The following is an 11,825-nucleotide window of genomic DNA, read 5'->3' as shown; positions in this document are numbered from 1 at the left end:
GGGAAAAATCAGGAGACTTCTTCGTGTCAGCTTATCCAAACGATGCCGGTTCACTGGTCGAGTCGTCCGTCGATGACGGCGTGCTCACGCTCACGCTCAACAGCCCGAGCGACGGCAACGCGCTGAACGTCGCGATGACGGAGGCACTGTCGGGCGCGCTTGAGCAGGTCAACGACCGGCGCGACATGCACTGTGTTCTGCTGCGTTCGTCGTCGCGGCACTTCTGCACCGGCGGCAATGTGAAGGACATGCAAAGCGGCAGCGATCTCATGAGCGGCAGCGTCGAGGAAGTACGCGACCGCCTGCTTCGCAGCCTGCACAGGATCACGCGCGCACTGAGTGGTCTCGACGTGCCGTCGGTGTGCGCGGTCAATGGCGCCGCGATCGGAGCGGGCTGCGATCTCGCGCTCATGTGCGATATCCGCGTGGCGAGCACGAAAGCCGTGTTCGCAGAAAGTTTCTTGCGGCTCGGGCTGGTGTCGGGCATTGGCGGATCGTGGTTCCTTGCGCGTATCGTGGGCCACGCGAAGGCGCTCGAACTGACGCTCACCAACGAGTTCATCGATGCAGAAGCGGCGCTGGGCCTGGGCATCGTGTACAAGGTGGTGCCGGAAGACGCGCTCGACATCGAGGCCCGATCGCTGGCGAAGCACATCGCGCAGAACCCGCCGACGGCGCTGCGCATGGCGAAGCGGCTCGTGCGCGAAGCGGCCGACGCTTCGCTCTCGACGACGCTCGACATGGCGGCAAGCATGCAGGCCATTCTCTTGTGCGGCCACGAGCACAAAGAGGCCGTCGGCCGGTTTCTCGAACAACAGGCGGCGAAAAAGCGCACGCACATGTGATGTGCCGATACGGCCACCGCGTCGAGCGCGCGGGGCCTCACAAACTGAATCAGAGGAGACGACCATGTCCACGACTTCCGGAGCCCGCAAGCCAAAGCCCGGCATGCTGCGGATCATCGCCACATCGAGCCTCGGCACGATGCTCGAGTACTACGATTTCTTTGTCTACGTCGCGCTGACGTCGACCTTGACGAACTTGTTCCTTCCATCGGCCGACCGGACCGTCGCCGCGATGGCGGGCGTCGCCACGTTCGGCATCGCGTATGTCGCGCGGCCGTTGGGCACGATCATCTTCAGCCCGATGGCCGACCGGATCGGACGCAAGAAGACGTTCGTCATCACGCTCGCGATCATGGGTATCGCGACGGTGGGCATCGGCTGTCTGCCGACCTACGCGGCGGCCGGCGTGCTTGCGCCGATCGGCCTGATCACGCTGCGCGTGTTGCAGGGCGTCGCGCTCGGCGGCGAATACGGCTCCGCGGTGGTGTACGTGATGGAGCATGCGCCCGCGGGCCGCAAAGGCATGGCGACCAGCGTGCTGCAGAGCACCGCGAGCGTCGGCCTGCTGCTGGCGCTGGCGATCGTGTCCGCGCTGAAGTTTGCGCTCGATGCATCGGCGTTCGAATCCTGGGGCTGGCGCGTCCCGTTCCTGATCTCGGCGCCGATCGTCGCGGTGGCGACATGGATTCGGCTCGGCATGACGGAAACGCCCGTGTTCGCGGAGATGAAGCAGGCCGGCCGTCTGTCGAAATCGCCGCTGCAGGACACCTTGTCGAGCGCGACATCATGGAAGGCGATTCTTGTCGCGATGTTCGGCGCCCAGGGAGGAACGTCGGTATCGCTCTATACGTCGATCGTCTACATGCTGTACTTCCTGCAGAACGTGTTGAAGGTCGATCCTTCACGCGCGAATCTGTGCCTCGGTATTGCGATCGTCGTGGCCGCGCCGCTTTATCCGGTGTTCGGCCGTCTGTCCGACGCGATCGGCCGGTCGCGCGTCATGTTGATCGGCATCGTGCTCTGGATACTTGCAGCGTATCCGGCGTTCGCGGGTATCAGGACGAATGCGGTTGCGGTCGGCTGGGCTGCGGTGACGCTGCTCATCGCGCTGCTGGCCGTGTTGACCGCGATGATCATGGCGCCGTTGCCGGCGTTCATCGCCGAATGTTTTCCGCCCCAAAGCCGGACCACGGGCTTTGGATTGTCGCAACAGCTCGGCAATGTCCTGTTCGGCGGGTTCCTTCCGTTGATCAGTCTTTCGCTCGTCAATCTGACTGGCAACCCGCTTGCGGGCGTCGGGTACTCGATTGTGTCGCTGTTGCCCTGTCTCGCCGTCACGTTCTTCTGGGGACTGCGGCAGGATCGGCTCATCCGTCAGCGCAATCACGAAGTCCAGTGCGCAAGCCCTGCGGACGCGGCCCAGTTGCCGGTACGCTGAGCCAGCGATGACACGAGGCGCGGCATCGCGATGTCGCGCCTCGCGCCGTTCAGGCGAGACCGCTCATCAGCGTGTATTTCACGTGCACATATTCCTCGATTCCATGATGACTGCCTTCGCGCCCGTACCCGGATTGCTTCACGCCGCCGAACGGCACCGAAGCCGTGCCTACCGAGCCGGAATTCAGAATCACCATGCCCGCCTCGAGGTCGCGCGACAGCCGGAATGCACGGCCCAGATCGGGAGTGAACGCATAGGCGACGAGACCATATTCGGTGTCGTTGCTGCGTGCAATGACTTCGGCCTCGGTGGAGAAGCGATAGATCGGGAAGACGGGTCCGAATATTTCGGTCGAGGCGATCGGCATATCGTCAGCGACATCGACGAGAATCGTGGGCGCATAGAAGAGTCCGCCTTTTGCGTGCGGATGTCCGCCGAGCACGATCTCGGCGCCGCGCTTGCGGGAATCGTCGACGAGCTGGCCGACCTTGTCGATGGCCGCCCGATTGATCAACGGACCGACGACGAACCGTTCCTGCAACCCTTGATCGACCGGAATGGCCTCGACGAGCGCCTTGACGCGCTGAACGAACGCGTCGTGCACGCTCGCCTGGACATAAACGCGGTTCGGCGAGATGCAGACCTGCCCGCTGTTGCGCAGCTTTGCAGACACGAGTGCTTTTGCGGCCGCATCGAGATCGGCGTCGTCGAAGACCACGAATGGTGCGTTGCCGCCGAGTTCCATCGTCATCGTCTTCAGCGTGCCAGCGCACTGCGCGGCGAGCAACTTGCCGACCGCGGTCGAACCCGTAAACGAGATCTTCCGGATGCGCGGATCGTCGGTGATCAGCTTGCCGATCTGCACAGGGTCGCCGGTCACCAGCTCGAACACGCCTTCCGGAATGCCGGCACGACGCGCGTATTCGAGCAGCTTGTACGCGGTCAGCGGGGTTTCCTCGGCAGGCTTCAAGAGGATCGTGCAGCCCGCCGCGAGCGCGGTCGCGACCTTGCGCGTGATCATCATGAACGGGAAATTCCACGGCGTGATCGACGCAACTGGCCCGACAGGTTCTTTCGTGACGATCACCGCTGCGTCTTTCGCGTGAGTGGGGATGGTATCGCCATATACGCGTTTAGCTTCCTCCGCGTACCATTCGATGAAGCCGAGCCCATACTCGATCTCGCCGAAGGCTTCCGACAGGCACTTGCCGTTCTCGCGACACATCAGTTCAGCGAATGCGGTCTTGTCGGCGCTGACCAGGTCGAACCATTTGCGCAGCAGATTACTTCGTTCGCGCGCCAGGGTGCGCGACCAGACCGGAAAGGCCGCGCATGTGCGGTCGATGGCCGCGCGCACCTGGGCTTCCGAATGATGTTCGACTTGCCCGACGACTGTGCCGTCGGCGGGATTGAGTACATCGATCATGCTTTATTCTCCGAAGTAAGTGAGCCTTCTCAGCGCATCGACGCGGCGCGATTCACGCTGCGGATGCATGATCGAATGCTAGGGCTGTTGTGACAGGGCGGGAATGTGCGATCGTCTGCGAAGCTTGCCCGATCCTATGAATACCCTTAGCGAACCCGAAGCATGAAGACGCATCGCTCTCACAGATTGCCGACGACGGAAACCGAAGGCGCAGCACTGGCTCGGGTGCACGCCTCGATGGTGAGCCGGCTGCTGGATCTGGCGCCGAACGAAGGCTATAACTCGACGCCGATGTCCGACATTCGCCTGTTACGATCGAACCGCCCGCTGATGCGCACGCCGGTGCTGTACGAGCCGGGTATCGTCCTCATCGCGCAAGGTCGCAAACGCGGCTATCTCGGCAGCAACATATATATCTACGATGCGCAGCACTATCTGGCCGTCGCCTTGCCGCTGCCGTTCTCCATGGAGACCGACGCCTCCGCCGACGAACCATTGCTCGCGGTGTACGTGCGCCTTGATCCGATGCTTGCCGCCGACGTATTGCTGCAGATCGACGAGCGCAGCGGCGTGGTGCCGGGCGAACCGGGCGGCATGGCCACGACGAGGCTCGATCTGGCACTCGGCGAAACCATACTGCGGTTTCTCGATGCAATGCGCGATCCGCTCGAAGCCGCGCTATTGGGGCCGTCGCTGGTGCGGGAGATTTACTTTCGCGTCTTTGTCGGAGAGCAGGGCGCTTCGATGCGTGCGGCGCTCAACCTGGACGGAAACTTCGGGCGCATTTCCAGAGTGCTGCGCAAGATTCATTCGAGCTATGCCGAGGCGCTGACGATCGAAACGCTCGCAAGAGAAGCGACGATGAGCGTGCCGTCGTTTCATATGCATTTCAAGGCGGCTACGAAGACGTCTCCGCTGCAGTACATCAAGTCGACACGACTGCATCAGGCGAGGCTATTGATGGCGCGGCATGGAATGACCGCCGCCGCGGCAAGCGCCGAAGTGGGCTATGAAAGCGCGTCGCAGTTCAGCCGCGAGTTCAAGCGGCTCTTTGGCGGCACGCCTTCGGAAGAATTGCGACGGATGAAGCGGCATTTCGCGCTGCCCGACGCGGAGCCGGCCTCGATATACGTTTCGTCGCATTGATTCGGCAGTTGAATGATTTCGACCATCGCTTCCTTGCCGCTGGAAGCACAGAGCCTCCGGCGCGGATGTTGAGATCCCTTGACGGTTGATTGCCGTGACAGGTCCTTTGATTCGCGGCGTTTTGCATACGGCAGACGGGTGGCTGCGTGGGCGGCGGTACTGCTGCTGCGGAGAATTCCGGTGATCTTGCTGGTCGGCAGAGTTCGGCTAAGGCAGGCCCTTCGCCGATGAGGCCATCTAGGACCGCTTCGGGTCGGGAGTACCCACTGCCGACTGGCTGCTTTCAGGCCGCTGAATTCAAGTGACCGCTTTCGAGCGATGAGTTCGAGGAGCAGACTGACGCAGCCCGACCCGAAAGGGGACAGTGGTCCACACCCCAAACGGCTATTCGGACAGGCAGCCGCGCTTGAGTGACGGGCCGCCTATCAGCGGAGATCCGTTACGAGCTTACATTACGCGACTGGAATGGTTCCGCCATCGATGACGAATTCCGTTCCACTAATCGCCGCAGCACGCGGCGAAATCAGGAAAGCGATCAGATCGGCCACTTCCTCGGGCTTCGACGGGCGTCCTAGCGGAATACCACCCAGCGCATCCATGATGATCCGCTTGCCTCCTTCGTAATCAGTACCGGCTTGGCTGGCGAGCCGTTCCGCCAAGGCCACAGCGGCCTCAGTTTCCACCCAACCCGGTGACACGCGCACGACGCGTACACCTTTAGGCGTAACTTCCTTCGACAGACTCTTACTGTACGTGGACAGTGCCGCCTTGGCCGCAGCGTAGGCCGTTGTCGAGGCCGGCAACGGCAGTCGATTCTGGATGGATGTGACATGAATGATGACGCCAGCGCCTCGCGCGATCATTCCCGGCAGCAACGCTCGATCAAGTCGCACAGCAGGAAATAGATTGAGGTTAAGCTCCTTTTGCCACTCCGTATCGTCGAGTGCAATAAAGCCCCCGGGTGGGGCCGATGATCCACCCAGGACATGGACGATGGCGTCCACACCGCCCAGTCTGTCTTCAACGGCCTCCGCGACTGTGGCGCAGCCTTTAGGCGTGGTAAGGTCGGCCGCGACGAAGATCGCATCGGGTATGAAGTCCGGTTTCGCGCGAGCCGTGGTGAGGACGCGAGCGCCGAGTTCGCTGAGCAGTTCGACAACGGCCTTGCCAACGCCCTTGGTACCGGCCGTGACAAGCACGCGCTTGCCTTCGAGTTCGAGGTTCATGGTCATCAGTGAATCTCCAAAAATTCAATCTTGTCGTTGCTAAGCCGGAATACATGTCTAAGGTCAGTAGGACTGCCTGGGAAATTGCCCGACATATCGAGCCACGACGGTAACGCCAACAGTGTCCGGCACGGCCGTCAACGGCTCGACGAGATAGGCGTACTTGCGTTGCGCTCCTGCGAGTCAGGCTTCGATAGCTTCATGTCCTCGATAGCTCTCGCCTTCGTCGTGGACGACGGCACGTTCAGAAAAAGCGTGTCGCAGGACCGAAGGCGCGACGCCGTTGCTCACCTCAAAGAAAATGGCAACCGAATCCGGTAGTGAAATGCTCATGATCTGGAGCTTTAATGGCAAACTATGGGATACAGGAATTTTCGCTATAAACTCACTATTCAACAAGAACGCACGAAAAAGTAAGTTAGATACCTATGGGAAAGGTTTATACCCCCGCGACGGCGGCAATCGGCGTCGCGGAAGTCCTCCAGTTGCTGGAGGGACGCTGGAAGCTGGTCATCCTGTTCCATCTGTTCGATGGCAAGGTACAGCGATTCTCCGCTCTGGAAAAGCTTATCCCGGGGATTTCGCAGAAGATGCTGGCACAGCAGCTACGCCAATTGGAAGCGGACGGCATCGTGGCGAGAAAGCTCTATCCGGAGGTTCCGCCCAAGGTCGAATACCGGCTGACTGACTGGGGACAGGCGTTTTGTCCCGCTCTGGATGCTCTCCTTAAATGGGCGGAACAGCGGGACACTGTAAAAGACTAACAAATGACCGCTGCTGGGCCGATCGGGTGAGGTCGCCAACGGCCGCTTATCGGCACTCCACTTCGCAAAACCTGGATTTGGCTGACTGACCGGTTCGGAGAAAGTTATCGGACCGGAGTGGGTCGGGAGTGCTCGTTCAGTCGCATCGGCATTTGACATTCGAGGCTACGACGGCGCGAACGGCGGCAAAGCGCCTCTCAGCTGCCGCTCGGTTGCAGACCCTCCAACGACCGCTTAGGCCGAATCGCGCGCGTTCTACTTGGCGGTGGCGAGACCTTCCAAGTCCCATTTCGGACGCAAGTTTTTCGTTGTATCTCATACGCCACGACGCGAATATAGCGTTCTTTCCATCAAGAGTTTGACTCTGGAATCCACGATCATTGAGGACCTCTTCGAGAGACCGAAGGCAACTTGGTATTTCGGAATCTGCATAAGCGAACGCCAACATACTTACCTGCGTATGTGGTGGTGGTGGTGAACCATACCCGAGCGTCATTGCTCAGATTGGCAAACTCCAGTTCCGAGTATGGAAGATTGACCATGTGCTCGTCCGCGAGCTGAGGCTTCCACCGCAAGGCGCTAGGGGGCGCAAGATCCCTTGTTTTGTCTCATCTAATTTTAGGAAACTTACTTGCGTAATCGGGGTGTTTGGGGCTTCCGGGCATTGGGGAACAGAATTGTTTGTCTACTGACCTATCGATATCCTTCCCCATGAGTGATACCCATTATCCATACATCGCCTCATTCATGATATATTACATATCAACCTCTACCGTTGGCTGCCTCTGAAGCGCACGCGCGGCACGCAGCTAGAGAATCCGGGCGTCGAGAACGCATGGGTCGTAGTCGGGTAGTGGCAGGAATGATCACTCGTGCGCGGCGCGCCGCGCGTTCAATCCGGGTTCCACCATGTTCGATCCATCGCTGCTTGGCCGTCTGTCGTTTGCGCCCGTTGAACCCGCCAAAGGCGCGTTGGCGCCCGGCCGCAACCGTCTCGGGATAGACGCCGAGCGCGACGCCATCCTGTTCGTGCCACAGAACCTCGAACCTGACAAGCCCGTGCCGCTTTTCGTGATGTTTCATGGCGCGGGCGGCTTTCCCGAAAAGGTCCTGCCATTCATCGAAGAGCACGCGGAGCGCGAGCGGTTTCTGGTGCTCGCGCCGCATTCGATGTACCCCACCTGGGACATCGTGATAGGCGGAAGCGGCCCGGACCTCGAGCGGCTGGATCGCGCGCTGGTCGAGGTCGCGTCCCGCTACCGTATCGACGGCAGCCGTCTCGCCTTTGCGGGATTCTCGGACGGCGCGAGTTACGCGCTATCCATCGGCATCACGAACGGCGACATCGCGAGTCATGTGATCGCCTTTTCCGGCGGCTTCATGTCGATCTTCACGCAGGAAGGCGCGCCCAAGGTCTTCATCGCGCACGGCTTGCGCGACGAGCAACTGCCAGTCCAAACCAGCGGCCGCGCGAACGCGGCGAAGCTGAAGGCGGCCGGCTACGACGTTCGATACATCGAATTCAACGGGTTGCATGCGATCCAGCCGGCCGTCGTCGGCATGGCAATCCAGTTCTTCGTCGGCTAGCCAGGCCTTCGAGCCACCACCCGATACGAGTGCGTCTATGGACTTCGAAATACCGGAATCACTGGTGCATCCCCTGCTTGCGATGATCGAATCCGGTTCGCCGCTTGCACGGCAACTGAATCAGCATGGCGCGTGTCACGGCAAGATGCTGGTGTCCAGCAAGCTGTTCAATTCGAGATCGCTAAACACGCTCTATTCGCTGAGCAAGGCGAACAACGAGCGCGCGCTGATGTTTCAGATGCTGGCGCTCGACAACATCTACAACGCGCCACAGGCGCGCATCATCCCCGCGCTCGATCAACTCGTGCCGGGGCTGATTGCGTATCTGTCGCGCGATGCCATCGACGGCTGGCTGTACAGCCGCGCGAAAGACGGCACGCTGCTGCCGTGGCTCGTACGCCGCATGCGTTTCGTCGAGCCCGAGCAGGGCATGCCGTACGTCGTGATCGACATGCTGGCGAATACGATGCAGTCCGCGAACTCCGAGCGCACCGATCCCCACATGCGTATTTCGGGCATGACGACTTCGCTCGTCATCAACCGTCACGACGTCGTGAACCGCACGATCCCCGAACTGCTGGCGGAGTTCGGGTTCTACAAGGAGTGCGCGGAATTCAAGCTCGAATACGAGCGGCACGCGCAGCGCTTCCTCGATTTTCAGCCTCGCTTCGGCGCGCAATTCGTCGTGTCGAACGCGGCCTATGCCGTCGATGCAAAAGGCGCCGCCGAGCTGATCCGCATCGCCGACGGCGTGAGCGCGAAGTGCGTGAACGACGAAGAAACGCTGGAGCGCCGCTTCCAGATGACGGCCGACGCCGGGTTCTGGCGCGGCACGAACATCGATTGCGGCTTCGACAACGTTCCGCTGCATTGCTATGTGTGCCTGTTTCATCTGGAGTGGCATCGGAACATCTGGGTGCATGTCCAGCACATGACCGAGTATCGCTACCAGCCCGAACTGCGCGATAAGCTGGTTCTGCCGGAGCATCACCGCGATCTGATCGACATTCTCACGTCGAAGACGAACGTGTTCGTGCAGGACTTCGTGCCGGGCAAGTCGGGCGGCACGACGATCCTGTGCCAGGGCGCGCCGGGGCTTGGCAAGACGTTGACGGCGGAGGTCTATTCGGAAGTGGTCGGCAAGCCGCTGTACCGCGTGCATTCGGGGCAGCTCGGGACGACGGCGGCTTGCGTCGGGGCGGCGCTGTCGGGCATTTTGCAGCGCGCCACGCGCTGGGACGCGATCCTGTTGCTGGACGAAGCCGATGTCTACATCCGCCGCCGCGACAACGATCTGGAGCACAACGCGATCGTCGCGGAGTTCCTGCGCACGCTCGAGTACTTCAGCGGCCTGCTGTTCATGACGACCAACCGGATCGACGATGTCGACGACGCAATCCTGTCGCGCTGCATTGCAAAGGTCCACTACGAGACGCCACCGAAGGCCGACGCGATCCGGCTATGGACGTTGCTCGCCGGGCAACTGGGCGCCGATCTCGACGACGGTCTGATCGAAGCGCTGACGAACGCCTGGCCGAAATCGAGCGGACGCGACATCAAGGAACTCCTGAAGCTGACCACGCGCTACTGCCGCGCGAAGCAGATCCCGCTTTCCGAGGAAGCGTTCAGGATCTGCGCGCTGTTTCGCGGACATGCGTGAAGTGCGGCGCGGACAGCGCTGAAATGATCAGTCAATAAAGCGCCCAGCGGCACGGCTGGCGCTTCCTCCCGAACGTCGACACGCGACGCTGTTTTTCGCAGCGTCGCGCGGCATCGCGCGACCACCTGGCGGCCTCTTTGCCTTGCAATCGGGGGCACCGCGAGTGCTCGGAGAAACCCTTGGACCGTTCGATTACCGCTCGTATATGCGCGATAATCGAACGAACCGGCGCGCGAGTCCCTTGTTGCTGCCCCTGCTAAGGGCTACGCTGCGGTCCATCAGGTGACGTTTGAACCTGGTCGAAGATCCTACACAATCAGGAGACAAGCATGACCCCAGCCACGGCACACGAGCCAGAAGGCAAGCATCAGTCGAAGAAAGCGGCCGCAAGCGGCTGGATCGGCTCTGCGCTCGAATACTACGACTTCTTCATCTACGCGACGGCTTCAGCTCTGATCTTTCCGCAGATCTTCTTTCCGAAGGGCAATGCGACGACGGCCATCGTCGCGTCGCTGGCGACCTACGGAGTGGGCTATGTAGCGCGGCCCATCGGCGCGTTCGTGCTGGGCCACCTCGGCGATACGCACGGGCGCAAGAACGTGCTGATCGCGTGTATGTTCCTGATGGGCTTTTCGACGATCGGCGTGGGCCTGCTGCCGACTTACGAACAGGTCGGCCTGCTCGCGCCCGTGCTGCTGGTGCTCCTGCGCCTGCTTCAGGGCTTCGCGGTGGCCGGCGAAATCTCCGGCGCGAGCTCCATGATCCTCGAACACGCGCCGTTCGGCCGCCGTGGCTTCTATTCCAGCTTCACGCTGCAAGGCGTGCAGGCAGGGCAGATCCTGGCCGCCGCCGTGTTCCTGCCGCTTGCGCACTACATGCCCGCCGAGCAGTTCAATGTCTGGGGCTGGCGCATTCCGTTCCTGCTGAGCTTCGTGGTGATCATCGCGGGCTGGATCATTCGCCGCAAGGTCGAGGAGACGCCCGCCTTCACGGAAGCCGGGGAGAAGAAAGGCCGTGCGCGCTCGCCCGTGATCGACGCATTCAAGGACAGCACGCCGAACATGCTGCGCGTCATCTGCATGGCGCTGATGAACGTGATTCCCGTCGTCGCCACCATCTTCGGCGCGGCCTACGCAGTGCAGCCCGCCTACGGCATCGGCTTCGCAAAGGACGTGTATCTGTGGATTCCCGTCGTCGGCAACATCGTCGCCGTGCTGGTGATTCCGTACGTCGGCAACCTGTCCGACAAGATCGGCCGCAAGCCGCCCATGATCGTCGGTTCGCTGCTGGCGGGGCTGCTTTCCTTCGCCTACCTGTACGCGATCAGCATTCATAACGTGCCGTTCGCCTTCGTGATGTCGATCCTGATGTGGGGTGTGGTCTATCAGGGCTACAACGCGGTGTTCCCGAGCTTTTACCCGGAACTGTTCCCGACGCGCACCCGCGTCTCGGCGATGGCGATTGCACAGAACATCGGCACCGCGATCACCGCTATGCTGCCCGCGCTGTTCACGGCAGTGGCGCCCCCGGGTGCTGCGAACATCTGGCTGACGGTCGGCGGCCTCGCTTTTGCCATCACCGTGATTGCCTCGCTGGCCGCGTTCAGCGCCCGCGAAACCTACCGCGTTCATATGAGCGATCTGGGCGAGCCGGACGCGAAACCCGTCGACAAGACCGAGTACGACCGCGCGCGCGCCGCTGCATTCGCACACTGAACGCAACTGTCGTCTGAG

Annotated in this window: 10 protein-coding genes; 7 read left to right on the top strand and 3 right to left on the bottom strand. The window is 61.4% G+C overall.

Annotated elements, in window-relative coordinates; genetic code table 11:
• The first annotated feature begins 23 nt into the window (after nt 1-23).
• Complete coding sequence (locus J8I87_RS13620; protein ID WP_209931980.1) at nt 24-845, top strand: enoyl-CoA hydratase-related protein; 822 nt, start codon at nt 24-26, stop codon at nt 843-845.
• A 64-nt stretch (nt 846-909) separates the two neighbouring features.
• Nucleotides 910-2,283 carry an MFS transporter gene (locus J8I87_RS13615; protein WP_209931979.1) on the top strand — a complete coding sequence of 458 codons (1,374 nt, stop codon included), beginning with the start codon at nt 910-912 and terminating at the stop codon, nt 2,281-2,283.
• Nucleotides 2,284-2,332: 49 nt separating this feature from the next.
• On the opposite strand, the gene J8I87_RS13610 is transcribed toward J8I87_RS13615, so the two are convergent.
• Nucleotides 2,333-3,709: an NAD-dependent succinate-semialdehyde dehydrogenase gene (locus tag J8I87_RS13610; protein WP_209931978.1), complete on the bottom strand. Its 1,377-nt coding sequence runs from the start codon at nt 3,707-3,709 to the stop codon at nt 2,333-2,335.
• Between the two features lie 162 nt (nt 3,710-3,871).
• On the opposite strand from J8I87_RS13610, the gene J8I87_RS13605 reads away from it, so the two are divergent.
• Nucleotides 3,872-4,855 (top strand): AraC family transcriptional regulator, encoded by a 984-nt coding sequence (locus tag J8I87_RS13605; protein ID WP_209931977.1) that lies wholly within the window; start codon nt 3,872-3,874, stop codon nt 4,853-4,855.
• A 452-nt stretch (nt 4,856-5,307) separates the two neighbouring features.
• On the opposite strand, the gene J8I87_RS13600 is transcribed toward J8I87_RS13605, so the two are convergent.
• Nucleotides 5,308-6,087, bottom strand: a complete 780-nt coding sequence (locus J8I87_RS13600; RefSeq protein WP_209931976.1) for an SDR family oxidoreductase — start codon at nt 6,085-6,087, stop codon at nt 5,308-5,310.
• Nucleotides 6,088-6,264: 177 nt separating this feature from the next.
• Nucleotides 6,265-6,414, bottom strand: coding sequence for a hypothetical protein (locus J8I87_RS13595; protein ID WP_209931975.1), 150 nt, complete (start codon nt 6,412-6,414; stop codon nt 6,265-6,267).
• A gap of 95 nt (nt 6,415-6,509) precedes the next feature.
• Between J8I87_RS13595 and J8I87_RS13590 the strand changes: the two genes are divergently transcribed.
• From J8I87_RS13590 to J8I87_RS13575, 4 genes are all read left to right on the top strand, one after another.
• Complete coding sequence (locus J8I87_RS13590; RefSeq protein WP_209931974.1) at nt 6,510-6,845, top strand: winged helix-turn-helix transcriptional regulator; 336 nt, start codon at nt 6,510-6,512, stop codon at nt 6,843-6,845.
• A 909-nt stretch (nt 6,846-7,754) separates the two neighbouring features.
• Nucleotides 7,755-8,432 (top strand): alpha/beta hydrolase, encoded by a 678-nt coding sequence (locus J8I87_RS13585; protein WP_209931973.1) that lies wholly within the window; start codon nt 7,755-7,757, stop codon nt 8,430-8,432.
• Nucleotides 8,433-8,469: 37 nt separating this feature from the next.
• A complete protein-coding gene (locus tag J8I87_RS13580) occupies nt 8,470-10,092 on the top strand; it encodes an ATP-binding protein (protein ID WP_209931972.1) in 1,623 nt (540 codons plus the stop codon).
• A 329-nt stretch (nt 10,093-10,421) separates the two neighbouring features.
• The gene (locus tag J8I87_RS13575) at nt 10,422-11,807 is read left to right on the top strand and encodes an MFS transporter (protein WP_209931971.1); all 1,386 of its coding nucleotides are present in this window, start codon (nt 10,422-10,424) and stop codon (nt 11,805-11,807) included.
• Nucleotides 11,808-11,825: the final 18 nt, after the last annotated feature.

This window comes from Paraburkholderia sp. LEh10, assembly GCF_017814945.1.
In the GTDB taxonomy this organism is placed as follows: Bacteria; Pseudomonadota; Gammaproteobacteria; order Burkholderiales; family Burkholderiaceae; genus Paraburkholderia.
The sequence above is the reverse complement of the archived record's forward strand: the minus strand, read 5'-3'. Positions and strand labels throughout refer to the sequence as shown.